Source organism: Paraburkholderia sp. BCC1876, assembly GCF_902833695.1.
Classification (GTDB): Bacteria; Pseudomonadota; Gammaproteobacteria; order Burkholderiales; family Burkholderiaceae; genus Paraburkholderia.
On the sequence record NZ_CADFGI010000013.1, the window covers coordinates 105,912 to 129,027 of the forward strand.

9 protein-coding genes are annotated in these 23,116 nt (G+C 55.9%); 7 read left to right on the forward strand and 2 right to left on the reverse strand.

From position 1 onward, the window contains the following. Positions 1–119: 119 nt before the first annotated feature. The 4 genes from HWY05_RS38175 to HWY05_RS32900 all read left to right on the forward strand — a co-directional run bounded on the left by HWY05_RS38175 (position 120) and on the right by HWY05_RS32900 (position 8,638). Positions 120–3,035 carry an AAA domain-containing protein gene (locus tag HWY05_RS38175; RefSeq protein ID WP_208459121.1) on the forward strand — a complete coding sequence of 972 codons (2,916 nt, stop codon included), beginning with the start codon at positions 120–122 and terminating at the stop codon, positions 3,033–3,035. 12 nt (positions 3,036–3,047) lie between these two features. Further along, positions 3,048–4,718, forward strand: coding sequence for an AAA domain-containing protein (locus HWY05_RS38180; protein ID WP_208459122.1), 1,671 nt, complete (start codon positions 3,048–3,050; stop codon positions 4,716–4,718). A 119-nt stretch (positions 4,719–4,837) separates the two neighbouring features. Further along, positions 4,838–6,745, forward strand: a complete 1,908-nt coding sequence (locus tag HWY05_RS32895) for a DUF262 domain-containing protein (RefSeq protein WP_176060973.1) — start codon at positions 4,838–4,840, stop codon at positions 6,743–6,745. Positions 6,746–7,180: 435 nt separating this feature from the next. Further along, a complete protein-coding gene (locus tag HWY05_RS32900) occupies positions 7,181–8,638 on the forward strand; it encodes a reverse transcriptase domain-containing protein (protein ID WP_244146768.1) in 1,458 nt (485 codons plus the stop codon). Positions 8,639–8,873: 235 nt separating this feature from the next. Here HWY05_RS32900 and HWY05_RS32905 read toward each other — a convergent pair whose 3' ends face one another. Both HWY05_RS32905 and HWY05_RS32910 read right to left on the reverse strand, forming a co-directional pair. After that, positions 8,874–12,203 (reverse strand): UvrD-helicase domain-containing protein, encoded by a 3,330-nt coding sequence (locus tag HWY05_RS32905; protein ID WP_176060975.1) that lies wholly within the window; start codon positions 12,201–12,203, stop codon positions 8,874–8,876. 8 nt (positions 12,204–12,211) lie between these two features. Continuing rightward, a complete protein-coding gene (locus tag HWY05_RS32910) occupies positions 12,212–13,303 on the reverse strand; it encodes a hypothetical protein (RefSeq protein ID WP_176060976.1) in 1,092 nt (363 codons plus the stop codon). 109 nt (positions 13,304–13,412) lie between these two features. Here HWY05_RS32910 and HWY05_RS32915 point away from each other — a divergent pair, with 109 nt between their 5' ends. From HWY05_RS32915 to HWY05_RS32925, 3 genes are all read left to right on the forward strand, one after another. Then, on the forward strand, positions 13,413–14,402 hold the full coding sequence (locus HWY05_RS32915) for a TauD/TfdA family dioxygenase (RefSeq protein ID WP_208459123.1): 990 nt from the start codon (positions 13,413–13,415) through the stop codon (positions 14,400–14,402). A 181-nt stretch (positions 14,403–14,583) separates the two neighbouring features. Beyond that, positions 14,584–18,816 (forward strand): hypothetical protein, encoded by a 4,233-nt coding sequence (locus tag HWY05_RS32920; protein WP_176060977.1) that lies wholly within the window; start codon positions 14,584–14,586, stop codon positions 18,814–18,816. Positions 18,817–19,007: 191 nt separating this feature from the next. Beyond that, positions 19,008–22,610: a hypothetical protein gene (locus tag HWY05_RS32925; protein ID WP_176060978.1), complete on the forward strand. Its 3,603-nt coding sequence runs from the start codon at positions 19,008–19,010 to the stop codon at positions 22,608–22,610. The last annotated feature ends 506 nt before the right edge of the window (positions 22,611–23,116 follow it).

Consider the following 23,116-nt stretch of genomic DNA (forward strand, 5'->3'; position numbering starts at 1 on the left):
GGCACGAGTCGCGCAGGACGGCTGCCGAATCCAGCGCCACCTTTTTGTCTGAAGGTCGTCAAAACACATATAAACTCAAGTTCTCGGTCGTAACGACCACCGGTAGAACGGGGAATGAAATGTCGACAAAGCCGCGAGAGCTTCTGCACCGACTGTTCGAATATATCGAGGAGCAACTGAAGCAGGCCGACCCACGCGGCTTTGTGATTGGCAAATCCCTCACCCCCCGATTCTTTCAGAAAGATTTAGCTGCTCTGCCGGGAGTGGCGCTTGACGTCACTGAGCCCGGTGACCACATCTGGCTTAAGGTCGACCGGTTGGAGGCTATTCATCCGCCGGCGGTCGCGTCGGAATACGCCCACCTTATTCGCTTCTCCGATGACCCGGCCGGCGCGGTACCGCACCTGGACGACCTGGAGTTTGCTCGCGTCCTGCACGAGGCAAAAGCCGAAAAGGATGAGGCACTGCACGAGGACATTGAAAACGAGCTCCGCACGCGAGTGGACGCGGCACTCGTCGGTTACACAAGCCAATGGCAGGAATGGGCGGCCATCGAGAGGCCCCGGCGTCGGTCGATTTCACTCTACGGCGACCTGTTTGCGCTCAAGCACCAACTGCAGGCTGAGCAGACCGCCAATCCAATCGAGTTCGTCTGGGGCTTGGGAATCGCGTCTTGGACACTGTCCTTCGAGGACAAACCATTTGATTTCCAATATCCGCTGCTCACCCAGCCCCTGGAAATCGCCCTCGACGACAACTCGATGGCGCTGGAGGTTCGCCCGCGCGCGACCGACCCGCGTTGCGAGATGGACGCCTTTGTCGGAGTAGGCGTACTGGGTGCGGCCGACTGCGAAAAAGCGATGCGCGAGCATATCGCGCGGCACCGCGAAACGTCGGTCTCGCCATTCAGTCCCTCGAGTTACGCTGACGTCCTCAAGCTCGCGGCTCGAAATCTGGACAGCCGGGGCACGTACGTCGAAGCTCTGAGCGCCGGCAAAGATGCCCCCGCCGCTGGCGAACATCTCGTCGTCAGTGACTCCTGGGTGTTGTTTGCACGGCCAAAGTCGAACAATTTTCTGGTCGAGGACCTGAAAAACATTCGCCATAAGCTCGAGGAGGGGTGCGATATCCCTGCTGGGCCGCTGGCCTTGGTGTCCCCGCCGTCAAACGTCCCAATTTCCTACGAAGCCGTAAACTTCCGGGGGCTGTCTGGTCGCGGAACCAGTTCTGGCTCGAGCGGTGGGAGCGCGCCGCAGGAACTCTATTTCCCGTTGCCCTACAACCAGGAGCAGGTCACCATCGTCCAGCGCCTTGAGCGTGCCGCTGGAGTCACCGTTCAAGGGCCGCCAGGGACCGGCAAGACGCACACGATTGCGAACATCATCTGCCATTACCTGGCAAGCGGGAAGCGCATCCTTGTGACTTCGCGAGGTGAACCCGCGCTCGGGGTTCTGCAGTCAAAGATTCCAAAAGAAGTTCAGCCGCTGACCGTCGCGCTCCTCGCGGGTGACAGGGACGGCATTCGCCAGTTTCAGGCGTCCATTGAGGCCATTCAGCATCAGGTGTCGCAGCTCAATCCGGAGCAGACACGTGAAGAGATTGACCGCCTGCACCATGCTATCGACCGCGCGCACACAGAGCTGACCAACATCGACCGGAGAGTGGACGAGATTGCGCTGACGCAGCTCGCTGAGATTAAGGTTGACGGCTCTTCGTTCCGAGCGCAAGAACTTGCAGAACTGGTTGTCGGCGGGGCTTCGCGTTACAACTGGTTCGACGATGAATTGTCGCTGGCTCCGGAACACGCACCGCCGCTGTCGACGGAAGATGGTGTGCGGTTGCGTGAGGACCGCCGTAGCTTGGGCGAGGACATCGCGTACGCCAATGTGCGCGTGCCGAGCGCCGACGAATTGCCGGTTGCCGCAAGCATCGGGCAGCTTCATACCAGTCTGTGTAAGCTCAAGTCATTGGACGACGCGACGGCTGCTGGCGACATCCTGCCCCTTCGAGCAATTACGCCAGAAGTGCTGCACGTAGCGCGAGAGCTGCTATCACTTCTGGAAGCAGCCCAATCGGAGCTCAAGGCGTTGGCGGAAGTCGACGGACAGTGGCCAGACGGACTGCGACGCAGATGCTCGCAGCCTTCCTACGCGACTGAAGTGGGGGCGCTCGCCGCTCTGTTTGATGACGCGCAGCAACTGGTGGATGCCCGCGCGGCGTTCCTCAAACGCCCTGTTGCGTTTCCCAACGAAGGACTGTCCAACCCGAAGACAATAGAGGCCGTCACTCGGGGTGCGACGACAGGGAAGCCGTTTGGCTTTGTGACGTTCGGCGCGACAGAGTCCAAAGACCATATCGCCAACGTCAAAGTGAATGGCCTCACCCCAGCTTCTCCCGAAGATTGGGCGCACGTCCAGACTTATCTGAAGCTGCACGAGCATGTTATCTCATTCTCAAGTCGCTGGAATCCAGTGGCCAAGCTGCTCGAGTTGCCCGAGCTGACCGGCGGGGTCAGCGAGTTGCGCACCTTTGAACTCGTGACTGGCGTTGCGCGTAGCGTTCACCATGTCGCGACACGCTATGACGGCGTTTTGCCGAAAAAAGCTGATTCGGTTTTCGCAGCGGCCCCAGCGAACCTTGCGTGCGGCTCGAGCGACGACTACGAGATAGTTCGTCGGCATATCTTGCAACACTTGACGCGCGCCGAGCTCGCGGATGCCGCGATTGCTCTCAGCCAGCTGCAGGAAAAACTCGCGGGCAATACAGGCGCCATCACGCAGGCGCTTCAGTCGTTCGTCAACACGACGCTTGGTAATGAGTTCGAGGACGCGGCACGTGTGGCCGCCGAGTACACGGAGCTTATCGTCGAACTGCGTCGGGTCATTGGGCTTGCTCCTGTGCTCGGGCGAGTGCGAGAGTTTTCCGCGCGGCTTGCCAAGGCTGGCGCTGAAAAGCTTGCCAGACGTGTCCTTGAGGTGCCGGTGGCCAACGGCGCAGAGGACTCCGCTTTTCCGGTCAGTTGGCGTGAGGCCTAGGCGTGGGCTCGCATGCGCTGGCACCTCGAGAAAATCGAGGCTCGCAAGGAACTGGTGGCGTTAAACGAGCGGCGCTCACACCTCGAAGCAGGCCTCGCAAAGATGTACCGGGACGTGGTGGGGAAGGCTGCGTGGTTAGCCACCAAGCGCAACGCAAGCCCGAAGGTCCTGCAGGCACTTGCAGGTTATGCAACGGCCATCCGTCGCATTGGACAGGGAACCGGACCGAATGCCGTGCGTTACCGCCGCGACGCACAGCAGTCGATGCTGGATTCTGCAGGCGCGGTACCGTGCTGGATTATGAGCCACGCGAAAATTTCCGAGTCGATGCCAGCGGACATCGGGGCCTTCGACCTTGTGATTGTCGACGAGGCTAGCCAGTCCGACCTGTGGGCACTTCCCGCCATCGTGCGCGCGAAGAAAATCCTAGTGGTCGGTGACGACAAGCAGGTGTCGCCGGACGGTGGGTTCCTGTCGAGTGCGCGTATCGGAGAGTTGCGTGACCGGTACCTGAGCGACCAACCTTTTGGGGCGGACATGACACCCGAGAAGTCGCTCTACGACCTGGCGGCGCGCGTGTTTGCGGCAGAACAGGTGATGTTGCGCGAACATTTCCGCTGCGTTCCACCCATCATCGCGTACTCAAACACGCAGTTCTACAAAGGTGGAATTCAACCTCTTCGTATCCCGCGTGCGTCAGAGCGACTCGACCCGCCGCTAGTGGACATCTACGTGCCCGATGGCATGCGCGACCGCAAGGACTGCAACAAGCTCGAAGCCGAAGCCATTGCGGACGAAATCAGCGCCTTGCTGGCCGACGAGACATATTCTGGCCGGACCATCGGAGTGGTATCCCTGCTGGGAATGGAGCAGGCGAAATACATTGACTCCCTCGTGCGGGAACGCTGCTCTGCCACAGAGCTTGTCCATCGCGAGTTTGACTGCGGAGATGCCCGGACCTTCCAAGGCAGCGAGCGGGACATCATGTTCCTCTCCATGGTCGTCGACCCCGAGCGGTGCCACGCTCTCTCGGGCAACGCCTATGACCAACGCTTCAATGTGGCAGCGAGTCGCGCGCGGGACCGCATGTACCTGGTGCGGTCGGTGACCGCCGAGCAACTCTCAGAAAAGGATGTGCGACTATCGCTACTCTCGCATTTCGACAAGCCGTCCGTGGAGCAGTCCATCGACCAGGACGGGCTAATCAAGCTTTGTGAGTCGGGTTTTGAGCGTGAAGTGTTTTCGATGCTGGTGCAGCACGGCTATCGCGTGTTGCCGCAGGTACGGAGTGGTTCCTACCGCCTCGATATGGTGGTCGAAGGCGCAAACGACACACGCCTCGCTGTTGAATGTGACGGTGATGCCTTTCATGGGCCGGAGCGTTGGGCGAGCGACATGAACCGCCAGCGTATTCTTGAGCGTGCTGGATGGACGTTCTGGCGCTGCTTCGCATCCACGTGGTGTTTGCGAAAGGACGAGGTTTTTGAAGAGCTTGTCGAGCGCCTGACGTCGATGGGCATTGAGCCGCTGGGTGCTCTGGAACGGTTGCCAAGCTTGGTGGAATATCGCGAATGGACACCTCCGAAAGAGAGCGAGGAACCGGACTCCATCGACGAGGTGATTAATAATGCGGTAGCGAACGCGTTGCAGAAACGGGACGCCGGAGGGCTGGCGCGCACATGAGCGCATTGGCCCCATTCGACACGAAGCGACGAGTTCAAGAACCGCATTTGCGTGCCGATAACGGCATGTAGGCCTAGGCACCCCGAATGTGCAGGACAACAATGGAAGATTAATCGACAATGGCAAGGTCCGCGTTTCAAACCAATCCGATAGACCTCCGAGAACTTCTCGACGATTGCCACCGGGGCGCCCTTCAACTTCCTGACTTCCAGCGCAGCTGGGTATGGGATGAAGACCGCATCAAGAGCCTAATCGCGTCAATCTCACGTGCATTCCCCGTCGGTGCATTGATGACGCTGGAGACCGGAGGTGATGTCGAGTTCAAACCACGACCGGTTGAGGGCGCACCGAGCGGCGCGCAGGCAGCCCGGCCACGCTCTTTGCTGCTCGACGGACAGCAGCGGATGACATCGCTCTATCAGGTAACGCTTCGCGGTAAAGTCGTGGAGACCGTGACACCAAAGAACAAGAAGGTTAAGCGCTGGTTCTACATCGATATAAGGAAGGCGCTTGACCCGTCCTATGACCGGGAAGACGCAATTATTGGTGTCCCGGAGGACAGGGTCATCCGTGCGGATTTTGGTCGCTCCGAAGTCCTCGACCTCGCGACTCCGGAACGCGAGTATGAAACGCTCATGTATCCAGTGTCGCAAGTGTTCGAGTGGGATTCGTGGCAGGACGGCTTCGACGAGCATTGGCGCGGAGACGCACACGCAGAAATTCGCAAGCTGTTTCGTACGTTCAAACAGGCAATCCTCGAAAACTTCAAACAGTATCGGGTTCCGGTCATCGCTCTCGACCGCTCGACCTCGAAAGAAGCCGTATGCGTCGTGTTCGAAAAGGTAAATACCGGCGGCAAGCCACTTGACGCCTTCGAACTGGTCACTGCGATGTATGCGGCAGAGGGGCACGAACTGCGCAAAGACTGGTACGGCAACGAGAAGACCAAGGGGCGCCAGAGCCGGTTCGTAGAGACGTTGCGACCTGCGGGCGCAAACTCCGGCATCATCGCCAATGTGACGAACACAGACTTCTTGCAGGCAATCTCGCTGTTCCATACGCGCGAGAAACGACGCGAAGCGGAACGGTCCGGAAAATCTGGAAGAGACCTGCCGGCCGTCACCGGCAACCGACAAGCGCTCTTGAACTTGCCACTGAGCGCCTACAAGAAGTACGAGGCACAAGTTGAGACCGGCTTTGTGCACGCAGCAAAGTTTTTGCACATGCTGCACATCTACCGCGTTTTCGACCTTCCCTATCAGTCGCAAATCGTCCCGCTAGCGACGATTCTCGCCGACATCGGGAATGCTTGGGAACATGACACCACTCGCGCAAAACTGGTGCAGTGGTACTGGAATGGCGTCTTCGGCGAGCTCTATGGTTCAGCAGCCGATTCGCGCTTTTCACGAGATTTCCTCGAGGTCCCGGCTTGGCTCAACGGTGGTCCGGAGCCGACGACAGTAAGCGAGACCATTTTCCGCGCTGACCGATTGAAAACAATGCGTATGCGTCTTTCAGCTGCATACAAGGGTCTAAACGCCCTGCTGATGAAGAAGGGAGCGCAGGACTTCCGTTCAGGCCAGGAGTTCGACCACACCGTATTTTTCGGCGAAAACGTCGACATCCACCATATCTTTCCTCAGGATTGGTGTAAGTCGCACAACATCAAACCTCCTGTGTTTGACTCAATTATCAATAAGACGCCATTGTCCTATCGAACCAATCGGATTATCGGTGGAGTCGCACCGTCGGAGTATCTCGCGAAGCTTGAATCAGGAAACACAACGACGCCTTCAATTGAGCGCGAACGGTTAAACGTGCATCTTCGCTCGCATTTCATAAATCCGGAGCTGCTCCGTGCCGATGCCTTCGAAGCTTTTATGGCTGACCGGCAATCCAGACTGCTAGCGTTGATTGAAGAAGCGATGGGAAAACCAGCCTACTCTGGCGAAATTCGTGAAGAAGGTGAAGACTACGAGTCAGACCAAGCAACCGTGGAGGCGGATTTGACTACGACTGCTGCCTAAAATTCGTCGCGACAACAACTGCGCGTGGGCAACACTCATCGAGCTTGCCCACCGTCTTCGGCCGACACACACCAGAAAAATCGCAAGGAAGCGCTCGAGCGGTCGCGCTTAGCGCTATTGAACATGTGAGGCGAAATGGCGAGTACGTCTTCAAGGACTTTTGAGCGGCGCTTTAAGCTTCTTCTTTCCGATGGGTTCTTTGCTGCGCAGATTCCACCATGTTTCACATCGGACCGCCTAGCAGCTAGGCACCGGCATCTTGCGCAAATCTGGGATAGGATAAAAGAGGGGCGATGCGCGGAAGAGACATCGTTCGAGCGGTACTCCGTCGCTCGTGTTGGTCACAGCCGGCGACCAATAGCGATTACCAATCCGGTCTCGTATTTCTTCCTTGCTCGCTGTATTGCGCTGGAGTGGCAGAAACTTGCACGGCTGATGCGAAGAAGCAAACTCAGTTTGAGTTTTCCGGAAATCGGAGAACCGGGAAGCCGTGCTATCAGCATTACTCCAGTGAAGCAACTGAACGAAAAAAGACTTCTACGGTCAGCTGGAGCGAGGTATCTTTTAGTCAGTGACATATCGCAGTTCTTCCCCAGTATCTATACGCATGCTATAGCGTGGGCCGTAGAGGGTAAGCAGAAAGCGAAGAGCAAGGCGGCGCGGCGTGATAAAACTTTGCTGGGAAATCGACTTGATGAACTCGTGCGATTTACTCAGTCTAACCAAACGGTAGGCATACCAATTGGACCTGACACTTCACACATAATCGCGGAACTAGTCGGAGTGGCGGTAGACCTAGAGTTGCGCAAGCGTCTAGGATTCTGGCCAAAGGGATATCGCCACGTGGACGATTTCTGTCTTTGCTTTGACACGGAAAATGACGCCGCTCAGGCGTACTCAAAACTGTCGGAGTCTCTTGCCACCTTCGAATTGAAAGTTAATATACAAAAGACAAAAATCGTTCGAGTCAGTGAGTTCGAATATGATTCGTGGGTTCATGAGTTTGACTCTTTTGCTTTTTCGACCGGCAAGGTTGCACAACGACGTGACCTCCACCGGTTTTTCGACGTGGCTTTCGCACTCGCTCAGCGATTCGATGACGAGAACGTGATGCAATACGCTTTGCGGCGCGTAGAGACCGAGATTGTGAAGAGCAAGAACTGGGACGTGTTTGCAGCGTACCTCATGCGCTGCATGGATGCGTATCCAAACACCATTCCGACGTGCGTGATGATTATTGACACCTACAATAGGTACTGGCCAGCAACTTCATTTGACCCGGAAGCTTGGCATGCCTTTGTGTCTAACCAGGTAGCGTTACACGCGCCCATCGAACGTCACAGCGAGGTCGCTTGGTTGCTTTGGCTCTCACTGCGCTTAAACCTAAAATTGAGAACGGTAGCGGTCAGGATGCTGGAGCAAATGCATAGTTCGGTCTGCTTGCTGCTCGCGTTGGCTCTCGAGGCGAAAGGCCTATTGCAGAGTAAGCTGGCGCGCAATCGAATGCCCCGACACACGATGACAGAGGACCTGTACGGAGAGAACTGGTTGCTGGCATATGAAGGTGCGGCGCAGGGGTGGTTGAAGTCGGCAGTGAACCTGGTCAAAACCGATAGGTACTTTGGTAAACTTATGGAACAGGGGATTACTTTTTTGGACCTGTCTCGTGAGCCAGAGCCAGTATTCTCGTTCAAAGGTGTCGACGCGACTCCCTTCTCCACCCCGGCATCGGTCTTTGATAGCGACGGGGACGTGTACGACTATTTCACTTTCAACGAGTCCGACGAGGACTATCTAGGCCGGAGAACTCGGAGCGACGTTGACGCCGATGACGGTGAGGACGCAAACGAGGAGACTTTGGACGTAGACGATGACTGGTCTGATTTGTTGTAAAAACTCAGGTCAATCTAAGTTGATGGGCTAACCCCGGCAGCTTGTTGTAGCACCTGCGGTGCACATACTTGTACTTATGTCGTGTCATATCATCAACGGTATTTTGACAAGTGATGTTTCACGGCCAGGTCTCTCAAAACGATGAGGCGGACTGGTCGGCGCATAAACGGCTACCACTTATTCGCATTGCTTGACGGTAGAGCTCGTCGAACCGTTAGTCATGCGAAATCAAAGACTACGTTGGCACGACTGGGCACATACTTAGATAGGCGCATCGGCCGCAATGCCTGCCTGTCGACGGTCCCCTGTCCCCTGCCTGCATCCGAATCGCGGCTTTGAACGCTGCAGTTTTCGTGGGTGCTTGGCTAAGTGGTACATCAATGTGTTTTTCAACGAGTAGCGTATGCAGCATCATTGGACGAGGTTTCTTTCCTTCGATTTCAAGCAGCATTGGTCTGAGTAGTGATGCTGTCGTCGTGGAGCCTTTGGCCGAAAAGCGAATCAAATGCAGCTTCGAGGATGACCCGCTGCCGGTCTCTATGAGCCATGGCAGTTCCACTTCGACTCCACCAATCTTTGCCACGAGCATTTCACCGAAGGTGCCGCTGTTCCCTCGAACGACCGCCAGCCCTCGTTTGCAAACGTTGATTGCATCGCGAATGAGTCCAGGGTCCTCGACTTTGCTGGGAAGGTGATAGCTTGCCCACGCTGCCGCAAATGCGTCCTTAGGCAAAACACTATCTTTCACTACAGCCTTCAAGGTATCCATCACTGCCCAGCGTGCCCTTACGGCGATGTCGGTTTCCTGCTCCCGCGAGAGCTGGAGGCGGTACCGATAGTGATGTTGCAGGGGACATCTCGAATACGCTTCGAATTCGTCAAATTGAACTCGTTGTACTTCGGACGCTTGCGGACTGACGCTCGGAACATATGCCTCACTCTCTTCGCTGGCGTTGAAGGACCGTTTTTTGTATGTAGCCGCTTCGGATTTGAGTTGGACAGGTCTTCCCTTTGTTCCAAACTCCACGTTCTCGTAGAGCCGAAGATGTAACTTTGCTCTAGACAACGCCACATAGAACAGGTTGTTGCGCTCAACTGCGGTCTCGAATTTGTATTCCTCTTCGCTGCTTCCAAGAACGCTCGGAGGTACTAGGTCGATAATCGATTCGGGAGCGCCCCATTTCGGCTCTTCAGGCCCGTATGCATCAGCGTCGACATATCCAATATGCACGGCTTCAAATTCGAGCCCTTTGCTTCCATGGACTGTCAGGAGACGTACGGCGTCCATTTCTGATGCTTCGGGCGGTAGCTCCCTATCGGAATGTGTTTCGCCGATGCGTTGCCTCAGTTGTTGCCGTAGAAGGTATCTGGACAGTCGGGCTTGTCTGACATCCCCATCTCCATTGCGTACTGAATACGCGAACTGCCACAGCGCTATGCGGATTGTTTGCGCTTCAAGCGAGTCGTCATCGGGGTTGGGTAGTCCAAACCGGTGTTCAAGGAGAACATCGCACACGAAGTGCCACGGATTCGAGTGGCGGGTGAAGCCGGCAAGGAGCGATTGGAGTCGAACGCTAGCGACAATCCCTTGCGCCGATAAACTTGAGGGAGCACTTCCGAGCCAGCGACCACGTTGCCATTTGATATCACCGTGCGAACAGTCCAGCAGAGCGGCAATGTCGCGCATGGGCATACCCAAGCCAGGTTGGTCCGCCAATCCAACCAATGCCCTAGGTTCGCGTTCGCACAACAGTTGCATGAGGCAGAGCAACCGTTTTATCTCAGAGCGCTGCGCAAGTTCGCCGATATATAAGGTACGAACGCCAGCATCGCGCAGCCGCTCGGCCAGGAATTCCACGTCGGCGCCTTTTCTGCAAAGTACCGCCTGATGCCTAAATTCAATGCCATCGCTCTCATGCTGGATAATCTTCTGCGCGATTGCAGCATGAATGTCTGCACGAGAATCACAGGAAATCAGCTCAGGAAGGATAGAGCTCTTTCCATTGACCGCATGCATTGTGTCGAGCGGTAACTGTGCTTCCAGCACATGAACCCGCCCTGCAACACTGAAAAGGTCAAGAATCTCGGTCGAGCTGCGCCGGTTCGAATCGAGCGAGTATTTTCGAACCGTCGATGCATCACCTGCGGTCCGAAAAGCGTGCTCGAACTTCATGAGACTTTTTACTGAAGCGCCTCGCCAATGATGAATCGCCTGCCGGACATCTCCGACAACCCAGAGGGATTTAGCGTTGATGGCTAGTTGTCGCACCAACATCACCATCGCCTCGGTAACGTCCTGATACTCATCTACGAGCACATGCTCGAAGTGATTGGCCAATTCGGCGACACTGTCTCTGTCATCGCGTATTCTCAATGCAGATTTCGCAACAAGGTCCACAAAGTCCACCATCTTCGCGTCTCGCAACGCTCCTTCGTGGGCTTCGTATAGTGACGCGACGTCTTCTCGTTGATGCTGCAACTCCTCAGATACCGGTTCGAGAGCAGCGAGGCGTGACCGATATTCCTCGGGACTAACGAGTTCCTCTTTCAGTCGTTGTATGCATTTGATAACAGTCTGCAACCAGTCATACGGGTCCTCCACTCGCAGGTAGTACTTTAAGTCGACCTGCGGCAGGCTTCGAATGAGTAACGACATCTGGTGCAACTTGTCAGCAACCAGAACATCCGCGTCAAGGCCGAAGTGCTGATGGTATTTGCGCAGGAACTCGAGTCCGAAGGCGTGGAACGTGCCCGCCCAGATATCTGATGCGCGCTGTATCCCTGCGTTGCGGAGCCGCTCGACCAACTCAAAGGCAGCCTTGTTCGTGAAAGTTAGAACGAGGATTCGACTCGGGTCGACGCCTTGCTGCTCGATGAGGTATTTGACGCGGTGGACGAGGGTCGTTGTTTTGCCTGTTCCAGGACCCGCGACGACGTTCACGAACCTTTCGCGGGCTTCGGCAGCGGCCTTCTGGTCACTGCTCGGTGCGGGCAACGTCTTCGGTACGCCCGGTACGGATATGGGAAGCAGCAGGGCATCCAGCAGTTGAAGCCGGACAAGTTCGAGAGGGAGAACAACCTCCTTCGCAATCTGGTAGGTTCCTTTTCCTGCTCGCCAAAGCTCGCTCGCGGCTTGCCTTGGCAAGAGCAATTCGCGGGCGAAAACATTGGCCTGCAGTTCCTGTCTTTCTCTCGCGCCATACGCCTCTACCTTGACTGCAGCGGGAGTGCCCTCGGTTGCAACCAACGATTTGAGATGAGCGATTGTGAGTTGCGGCTTATCCGCATCTAGAGCCCAGTGGCCCAGTTCATGCGCGACGAGATAAGCGTACTCAGGGTCTTTGACATCGTCACGAACATAGATAAAACACTCGCCACGCTCAAGTACCGCCCCTCCACCGCCGAGCGCCGCAAAGCCGACTGGAACCTTCTCAATGGCTAGATTAAGTTCGCTTTCGACAAATGAAAGCAGCTCCAGACTAGTCGGTATACGTGTTGCGCAATGCTGCACAAGGCGTTGCCGAAGCGCGTGCGCCTCGGTTCGAGCGCGCTCAAATGGGTTCATTGAGACATTTAATCTTTGAACTGCAACAGTTTGGTGGTCTCATCGTCCGGCAAGCCAAGTGATTTGACAGCATCTTCCCACGTTTGTGGAACGAGTCGCACGTAAGGCTTGCCTTCTTCCGCTTTGTATGCGGGAATGGTCGCCGATTGAAATGAGTCCGCGAAAACTTGCGATAGCGCTGCAGCTGACACTTCTAATTTTATCGACAATGACTTCAGCAGCGCCCTCGGGGTCTGGATTTTTCCTGCAAGCATTCCGCTCATAAGCCCGCCTTGATTGCCGATGCCGACGTCTTGGGCAAGTTTGCGCACGGCTGGGCCTTTCACCTTGACGACTGCCGCGCGCGCTAGCGCCAACTCCGCCGCAGTTGCAGCTTGCGCTGCCGCTACTTCATGCTTTGACAGTGCCTCCGTCATGCACATAGCGACTAATTGAGAAGCAGACTTACCATACTCCTTGGCGGTGAGCTTCATTCGAATAGACAGATGCCGGTTTAGTCGAACCATCCATTGCGTAGTTTCGTCGCCTTCGAGTGCGCTTAACTTCGACTCATAGCTGTCCAGCAATTTTCGCGGACTTTCGCAAAGACTTCGCTTTTCGAATTCCTCAAATCCTTCAGACACCAACTCTCGTGCAATGGCTGCAAGCGAATCTCCGCGCAGGTCAGCAAGAGCGTTCACGGACGTTTGAAGCGCCTTTTTGCTGCTTACGCCAATAGTGTCTTGCCGTTCTTTTGTCCGGATAGACGCGTCTGCGAACTGCTGTGTCTCACCTTGCATCATTGCCTCCGCTGCTTGCATTGGTAGTCGGACCCGATTGAGTAATTCTTGATATTCCGGGACCCAGCGCTCGCCGACCCATGCCTCACGCACGTTGTCACTCAACGCTGTCATCATTTGAATGGCGGCGACTTGAGCAGTCTCGGCGCAGACGCTTAGCTTTCCAGCATTCGGCAGCGCGACGACACACTTTACCAACGAAGCCTGCTCGTCATGACTGAATTTCGCCGTGGTCGACATTGCCCACACGAGCCGCGCCCATTCGTCGAGAATGCAAGCTGCGCGTTGGACATCGCTTTGGGTCAGAATATCGGATTGCATGCTGGACGGTCTAAATAAGTGAGTCTAGTATAGGCTTGTATCAACAATATATCAATTGCCGGGGGCTGTGCTGATTTTTACTGACTTTGCTATGGCTGTCCGGAGCGCCGTGAGTGACTGGCGGGGCAAAAAATCTTTCGATGATGCTTGCCAATGGCTCAGCGACCCCGTGAAGCTGGGGGGTGAGCTTGTGCGGGGCGTTGGGGCTGAACTGGAGCGGTTGGGTCTAGACCTGTCGACCGTTCGGTCGCTCGCGTGGAGCAATGCGTATATCCACCTGCCCGACGCCTTCGCGTCGCTCGGCCTCCCAGATACGCCCACCGCATTCTGTCCGGTTCCGCAAGCTGAAGGTACGCTGCTTGCCCGAGCAACTTCGATTGCGTCGCTCGCCGCGATTGGTCTTGACGCGGTCTCTTACGGTTCTGAAAACAACGGCGAACTGTTCGTGAATCTGGTCCTTATGCCCGGCGAGGGCTTATATGCGGACAAGTCTCGCAGAGGTATGAAGGGTCACACGGACGCTGTGAGTTTCCCGGTGCGCGGCAGGGTCGATGAGGCCCGGCAAGAACTCGCTCCGTCTCCGGACTTCGTTTGTCTTTCGGGCGTTCGCAACCCTGACGGGGTGCATACGACTGTCATGCCCCTTAAGGATGTACTGGCCAAGCTCGAATCCGGGCAAATTGCCGAACTGAAGAAACCCCAGTTCATCATTCGTTCTCAAGGGACGTTCCGTGAAGGAATGAGAAGCATCCTCGGAGAAGAGCATGTTGTTGATGGAGGAGAGTTTCTCTTCGAAGTTGAGGGGCAAACCTGGGTGCGTTATAGCCACAGCAGTGCCGGCGTCGAAGAGGAAGATGGTCCTGCGGCGAACGCAGTCGCCGCTTTCGAGAGCGCCTGCAAACAGAGCGCCATAGAGGTCATAGTCGCGCCGGGTGACGTTCTCCTCGTAAATAATCGCTTGGGGTTGCACGGCCGGACGCTCGTTGCTGGCGAGCCCGGCGGGCAGTCCCGCTGGCTTCTGAGAGCGTACGGCTTGGTCACAGAGGGGTTAGTGGCGAGCCAGCGGTATAAAGATTCGCCATACAAGCTCTTTCCCTAGGCGCTGAGCCGGTACTTCGCGACTCTACGAATTCCGTATCGCCAAGCTGGCTGCGCGTCAGGCCTGGGCCAGTGATATTCTCAAGCGTGGCTGTGCCAACGGCCCCGTTCTGATAACGGAGACAAGGAACGAATAGGTTATGGCAGCCTATTCCTGTCCATTCTCGATTTATAGGCTATAGATGAGCGGAACCAGCTCCGGGGTGCTAGCGATAACTGGAAATTTCGAGGTCGTCCGTTATTGGATGCCGCGCGGCACATCCTGCAGGGTCGATGAAAACGGTTACACACTGGTACCAAGCTCGGTATGGCAGAGGCCGCTTAATCCCCATCTGTTGCGTCTCGACGACCTTCTGGATACGCCAGTAGCCATATTGCTTGGTGAGCCCGGGTCAGGTAAGTCACATGAGCTCGAACGATTTCGTAAGGTTGCTGCAAACGAGCGACCCACCCGCTTAAGCCAGCACATCGACCTTGGCAAGTACGCGGATGCCTGCCGACTTGAGCGGGCTATCCGACAAACCATCTCGCAATGTCTTGACGAAGGGACCTCCACGGAGCTTTTCCTTGATGCACTTGATGAATGCCGAGTCAATATCAAGCGAGCAGAAACGGTCATAGAGGAGGCACTAAGCGACGTTGAGCCGGGTTCCCTGTACCTGCGAATCGCATGTCGCTCCGCGTCGTGGCCGCAGTCGCTGGAGCAGACTTTGCGAACACAGTGGAGTAGCAGCGCTGAAGATGCTCCGGTCGCTGTTTGCGAGTTGGTACCGCTCGGGCGACAACAGGTTCAGGAAATCGTGGGGTCGCAATACATATCGCCCGTCGATTTTTTCGATGCATTGCAGCGCGCGGGGGCGTATGGGCTGTCGCTTCAGCCATTGGGCCTGCGTTTCCTGATTTCACAATATAGTCTCCACGGGCAACTCCCGGCAGACCGGTGGTCGTTGTACGAGCGGGGATGTGCGTTGCTGGTTAGCGAGCCGTCCGACCGACGTCTGGAGGGTAACGAAGTAGCGTTGCCCGAATCGGACCGACGTATTGCGGTAGCGGGGCGTATAGCAGCGTTCGCGCTGCTGACCAATCGCGTCATGCTAGCGGTGAAAGCTCAAGCGTCAGGAAGGGAAGACGCGGTCGATTGTGGCCGTATCGGGAGCATACCGTTTGGTTCCGGTACAGACGTCTGGACGGTGAACCGCGAACAGATAGTCGAAGTACTGCACTCAGCGCTGTTCATCTATCGAGGGGATGGACTTTACGAATTTGCGCACCGTACGTTCGCTGAATTCTTGGCGGCCCACTATGTATCGTCGCGCGCTCTTACGTTACAACAGTCTTTAAAAATACTTCATCTGCCGGACGGGTCAAAACGCACGACACCACAGCTTCACGAATTCGCAGCATGGATGGGCGAGCGCAACAACGAACTGGCGTACAACCTGATTTCTCGCGAACCGTCGTTGATACTAGAAAGCAGCGTCTCGTTGGCCCCCGGGGCAGACAGGCGGCAAACGTTCGAAGCATTGGTTACGCTTATCGGGCAACGTGAGATATCTGCATATGACCCAAAGCTCAAGAAGGCATTCCCGAAGCTGGCGTACCCTGGGCTTGGTGAGCGGCTACGCGAAATCGTTACGGCCGACGCAGGCGACACGGTGACGAAAGAGTTTGCGGTCGACGTTGCAGGCGCGTGTGACTACGTGCAGGGTTTGCATGAACTCGGCCCGCTCGCGCTCGATGAATCGCAGCCCTATGAGTTAAGACAGCGTGCTGCAGTTGCCATCTATCAGGCAGGTTCGCTGGAGCAGAAGCGGCAGTTGTTTCCTCTCTATGATGGTAAGTCGGCCGCCGACCCCGATGATGAACTGAGAGGGATAGCTCTGCGATGTGCGCTGGAACTCGGTGAGACTGCCGGGACACTTATTCCCTTCACAACAGAGAGAAAGAATCCCTCTCTGACCGGCTGGTACTCGAGCGCCTTGCGTGTGCTACAGCAAGTGGAACTCGGCGATTCGGACTTACCTGCGGTGTGCACCTGGCTTGAGCAACAACTGCAGCCTGCGCGACTTGAGCATACCTGGAACGAGTTCGTGTTCGACATCCTGTTGTCAACGTGGAACGCTATCCACCTTCAATCGGAGTCGTGGGCAAGACTTGGTGCAATCTGCTGGCTCTCAATCAACCGGCATTTCCGTCTTTTTGGAGGGCTGCCCGGATACAGCACTGACCACCGCACCGAAATGTTGAGGCCAGTCGAGAAACGGCGTCGATTGTTCGAAGCCATTCTGCCGTTTGTGCACGGGGACCTTTCACTCGCCGCAACAGCGCTATCTCTCCGCACCGGACTACTGGACGGCGACGACAGTCGCTATCTGTGGGACCTGTATAGACGCACGACCGTCATGCCCGAGAAAGCGACGCTGGCGCATGTTCTGAAACGGTACCTGCACGACTCCGACCGTTTCATACTCGAGAGTGTTCTCGATTCCTCCAGTTTAAATGCCGAGCCGAGGGACATGGTCCTGGCTGATGCGATGGCAGATTGGCTTGACCCCGTTGAACTAGATTCGCCAGTTGCGAAGCGTCACCGTGAAACACTTGAACTCACCCGAAAAATGACGCGAGATGTCGGAAGCGCCCAAACGTTACCGAACGTTCGCGTGCTCTTCGACGAGGCCCTACGGTCCGCTGAGGATGGCGACATATGGCAATGGATAAACTTGTTGAACTATCTTCCGTATGTTGACGAATTTCGGGGATTCAGCAACGAGTCCCCCCGTGTCACCGAGTCTCCGCTATGGAAGATTCTGAGCGCTGGCGAGCAGGCACGTCTTCTCGACGTTGCAGACAAGTTTTTGGTCGAATATGGACCGTGTACCGAAGAGCTTCCGCCTAATCAGTTTCATTTCTACGACGAGGCGGGTTTTGCGGCGCTTGTCGCACTTGTCGATTATGGATTGCCGGCCAAGCGCGTCGAAATCTTCGCGACCAAATGGGTAGCGGCAATTGCGAGATATCCGTTCGGGTCGCAACCCCGTGCACTCCAGCAAGAATTGCTTAAATTAGCGCTGTCTGCGTCTTCAGACGCCGCTAGAGCTGTCATGGTGGCCGAGTGTCTCCGATGCTTGAGCAAGGACCATGCGTATATTCCAACTTTTGTCGAGGGAGATATTTACCTCGCGTTGCAATCTTGGCTTGTCGAACATCTCAAGGGCGAAGAAGACGAAAAGCGCTTTGCCGCGTTAGCGGACTTCCTGGCGAAGAAGGGGTGTTCCTCTGCGTTAGACGTGGTTGAACGTCGCCTCACTTCCCCCGAGCAGCTTGCAGCCCCGTTGGGCAGAAAATGCCTGTCGATGCTGGGGAGCTATGCGCCTGAGCGGTTGACAGGGCAAATATGGGACTGTTTGTCACAGTATCCAACTGCGGTCGGCGATATGGTGGCAAGCATGGGTATTTCGGTACCGGGAACCAGTATCCCATTGCTTAATGTTTCGGTAGCCTTAACAGAGCAACTTTACGAGGTGCTGGAGGCTCGTTACCCGAAGGCCGAAGACCCGCCACTGAGAGGAACGGTCACAGGGCGGCACAACATCAAGGATGTACGGGAATCGTGCATATACACCTTACTGGAAATCGCGACCGACGAAGCACTGGCGGCGCTTATGCGCATTTCTGACCGGCATCCACAACAGGTCTGGCTTAAGGCTGTTTTCTATCAAGCCCGGCAACGAGCGGCTCGAGATATCTGGATTCCGTTTTCGGAAGAAGAGACTGTCGCAATGCTTCGGTTTGTTCCGGGCGCGGTGGTTCGAACGCCGGCAGAGTTGCTTGATGTGACACTTCAAGCGCTCGATGAAATTGGAGCAAAGATTTCGATTGAGTCGGCCAATCCGTCTTTGTATTTCTTGTGGGATGAGACCACCCAGCGTCCGAAGCACGAGCCCCGACTTTGTGATTGGCTCGCGGGGGCGCTCGAGGACCGGCTCAACGCAATTGGCGCCATCGTGAACCGTGAGGTTCAGGTTCGCGCGTCGAAGCCGAGTGGAATCGGCGAGAGAACCGACATCCTGGTCGAGCTAAACCCTAGGTCTCGCGACCCTCAGGGGGAGACTATCCAACTGGTTATTGAAGTAAAGGGATGTTGGAACAAGGACCTCTACGATGCACCGCGCACCCAGCTTCGGGATAACTACATGGCAGCCTACTCAACGCCGGTTGGCATCTATGTCGTAATGTTCTTTCTCTGTAACCAATGGTCCGGCAAAGAAGACGGAAGAAAAAGTGACGCTCAGAGGCTGATTCCCGAAGGGACGGTCGAGGGCCTAAGGGAACGCGTGCGTGCAGCGGTCGACCTGGCTGAGGGAGAGGGAGTGACTATAGCGCCTGTCGTCATCGACTGCAGCTACGCAACATAAGCCCGGCGTGCTTGACGAGTCCGCCGCAATCCGTGCAGCCAGATGGGAGTGCGCTCGTATTGCGGGTTTATGTTTCGCGCAGTTTCTATTGGATTGCCGGGCAAACCCGGTCGCTCTGGCTGGTCGTGGCAACGATATACATGTCGGCAGTTTGCGCTAGTTCGACTCAAGGTTAAAAAATCAGGAAGAAAATGAGCCGCTTCGAAAGCTTGAAACGCGTCCCTGCTGAGACCCGTCGCGTGTTACGTGAACGATTTTCGCGGAATCTCTCCGTCTACCGAAATGGACGAGTGCAACCACAACCCGAAGAGATTTTCGACGACGAGATTGTTCTTCAGCTATTCGAACATTTACGAATCGTCGGAAACAATTCTGTTCTGGCTACTAGGTCCGTCTACGATGCGGCACAGAGGGAGAATCCCAGCGAGCCTGACTGGGACACGCTCATTTCCGACTCATGGGCAGTGGAGGTCTTGGGCCGCTTGTATGTCCCACGAGAGATTCGTCTCAGAGTGAACAAAGATACGACTGGTTCCATGACCGCACTCGGAACACTGTTGAAGTCCTGGTACGATGACAAATACGAGTGGACGGATACTGACGGACCGAGCGCCGTCATAGAGCTAGCAAACTCGGTCGTGAGTGGAGCGCGTCGACCAACGGACATTGCGTGCCACTCACCAGAGTGGGTAGCTGCAAGGCTGTGGGATAGAAGTTTCATGCACGCCGTGGAGCCGGTTGCAAGAGTCATAGCGTGGCTTGATGCGTGGAATATGCTGGGCTCTCCAGACTTTATACTGACGAAGGTTTGGTTGCAGGCTGCTAGTGACGCCTTCGAGAAAGACGCGTTTATTGTCCTGGAGAAAACAACGAAGTTTCCCTCGTGGAATGAGTGTCGAGAGCGTGCCGTAAAGCAGATATCTCATGCAGCAGGCAGAGCTCCATCCGAATACGGCAATTTCGTCCCAGCCGTGCCGAGGACACTGGTGGCACGCGCGCTCTGGTTAACGAGTAATCTCCTGGAGCATGCCCGGTACGATGCACTGGATGCATTTGGTATGGCGTCGGGTTTACTGAGGATTTTGTTGAATGAAGTAGACGCGGCTGACCACTCGGCAGCGCCGCACCCAATTGCACAGAGAATTCTGAAACTCGCCGCAGCGCATCCCGACGTCCTTTCAACGCTGTTATTTCGCGCCGAGCAGCATCCCGAGCTTGTCGTCGAGATGTTGCTGGTACCGGAGACGTCCGCGTTGGCCTGTTTGTTGGTATTTCAGTGGAGGATACAGCAGAGCTCGTGGGACCGGGCACTGGTCAAGCGAGACAACGAAGCGGCAAGAGATGAAGCCTTCTCCGATTCGGTATCTATTGTTGGGGAATACCTGAAGGACGGTCGTTTGTCACCGGACGAAGTCGCGTCCCTGTTAAGTGAAATGCACGCACAAGCCAAACCCGGCAATGTCGAAGAGCTGGTTGGGAGCGAATCCATGCTTGTGGCCCTCAGGGCCGAGCTTAACGGGCAATCTAGGGCGTTATTGACAAGCATGTTCGACTCGCTGGTGCGCCCCGATACAGGACTAAAGTTCGGCAATTCCTCATTCGCGGCTGCCCTCGACATCCTTGACCTTGGGCAACTAAGTGACGATGTCTCGCCTGACGCTTTGCTTCGTGCGTACGTTGAGTCCATTGAGTCTGACTATTATTCCCTGTCTGCTGCCCGGGTTTCGACAAGCGGCGCCGCTACACTCTATGCGTTGTCTAAAAGACTAGCGGATGATGAGCGGAAGTGGTTCCTGTTTCCTTTCAAGATTAAAGAACGTCTAGCCCATCTTCCCGAAGGGGAGAATATCTATACGGTCAAGACCAATATCGCCCGTGCGTTGCGCGTTCATATGCAAGTGTTAAGCCGCGCCATCGTCGGGTGTGCCGACGAAGCCCCCGGGGAGCTCGTTGATGCTTTGGTCAAGACGGTACGCGCTAGCGCAATTTCGCATCAGGAAAAAGGGCGCGTTGCCGCGTTCGCTGCAACCTACGAGGTGCACCCATTTCAGAGCAGATGGGACCGTCCTCTTTCGACGGACCTGGCGGCGGCCCTCGGCGCGCTCAAAAGGACCGATGCAGATTTATTAATGACGGCAATCCTGGAAACCGACGAGCCGGCATTTCTCGCACAATTGATTGGCACTGTTTCGCGTGGCTGTCGGGCCGCAATCGAACAACGGATTGAGGAACTGGTGCCGGAGGGGGCTGGGGAATCTCTCATGGCCACGGAGTGGCTCTTGCGGACCGACCGGCTTCTGGCTGCTGGCGCGGTGAACGCCGCCAGGGCATATATGGTGTCCGAGGAAGCTCTACGTGAGGAATTCAAGAAAGCCCACGCAATTGTTCGATTGCGTCACCGACTGCAGCTAGCGCTATTGACTGACGATTGGGATGCGATATCACAGGCAACGCTCCCTTCGGACATACCGAAGGCCGATGAAGACTCGGCGCGCGACACAATTTTGTTCTATCAGGGGGCCTCACAACTCAAGAAGGAAAATGGTAGCCTGGAGAATGCCGAGAAAGTCTTTAGCTACCTGCACGGGCGAAGGCCAGATATTCCGGAGTATGGATTCAATCTGTTTGCTGCGCGCGTCGCGGCTATCATGCGCGACGGAGTGTTCACAAGGCTGAGAGGTGAGTCTCTAGTTGTCGCGAAAAAGGCTCTTGCCGATTCCGAACAAATGGTGCGGCCCTACAATCTGGCAGGGCCAGAGGCTGATGCGTATAAGACCAACAAGGCGCTGTTGCTGCTCGCAGTTGGGCAGGAGCCAGACGCGGACCAGCTACTTCGACCACTGTATCTGTCGAGGATGACTGACCGCATCGCGGCATATAGTGCGGTGGCACTTTCTCGAATCGGACGTGGCGACGAGGCGTTAGCTGTTTTGCAGCGAGCGGAAGCGACACTTGGTGAGTCAGAAATTCTGCTGGAGGCTCAACGGTTCCTGTCAGATGGCGGGGTTGTTTCTGTCAGGGTACAAGTTAGCGAGACCAATGACCCCTTGCCACGCATCAAGCAGGCGCTAGGCGAATTTCTGCGTATGGATGCGACTATGCAGGCGGATGTATGGGCAGTTGTTGCAGATACCTCCGTAAGTGCGTTTCAGAGCCTTGTGATAAATGAGGTTCGTGCCGCGTCCTCAAGTATCGTTTCGCTGGTCCCCATGTTGAGAGTGGTCGAAATTGACAGCAGTGAGGAGGACGTGAATGCGATGATTAGAGAACTGCTGACCTCGCGCCTTGCGTTCATGGGTTGGTCGGTTTCGGACGAGTCGAGAGGCGGGCATACCGCAAAAGGTAATCCTGGGAAAAGGGACCTGGTAATCCGAAAGGGTGGGCCTGAACTCTCCGTCATTGAGGCTGTTGTTTGCAACCGCTCGCCTGGAACCGAATGGACTAGGCGGGACCTCGCTAGTCATTTCCAGAAGCTCTTTAGCTACTCGACATGCAGGATATTCTTCCATTTGACATACGCATATAAGGGAAGCTATCGCGACATCGTCGGTGTGCTAAAGGAGTTGGCGATATGCGACGCACCCCCACATCTTACATACGTGAGAGCCGAGGATATCGTAGCGGCCGAATCCGGCCCGGGAGGTTTCCTAGTTAGCTATCAGAGCGACGCCGGTGACGTTGTGGTCGTTTTTCTCGTCCTCGACCTCGGCCAGTGGGAAATGAAAGAGGCGGGGAAGCTTGCGGCAAAGACTTCACCTCGCGCTCCGAAGGTCGCGCCTCCAAGAGGTGAGTGAGGGCCGGAGTTCGAGAAGCGAGAGCGACGCTAGTGCGTTGCCGATGCCGAGCAAGTGCCATACATCGATGCGCTCGCTGGAAGCAACTTTGCCGCCGGCGCAGTAGGCGGAAAACAACCTTCGAATAGGAAGAAAGACGGCAGTCTAGATGCGCCTACAGACGACCGGACCGTGGTCATCGATAAGCGATGCATCCCGACCGTGGTTGACGGTGATGCACGGCAGCGTGGCTGCTATAACCGATGCCTTGAGGACATGCTTCGGCTAGCGAACCTTATTGAGGACTACGTTGTTGATTGGCAAGAGATTTTTTCGAACGATTGTTTGCTTCGTGCGAATTTCGTACATGACAAAACGCGGCCCTTCGGCGGCCCTCAATAGTGAGACTCTTTCATCAGCTAGCTCGTCGGTCTTCCAATTGTCGCGACGGGTTTCGGTCGAATGGATTGCGGGGCAACCGTCCAGAGAGAGCCCGTTGCTTATGCTGGACTGTCCGGCGCAAGCCT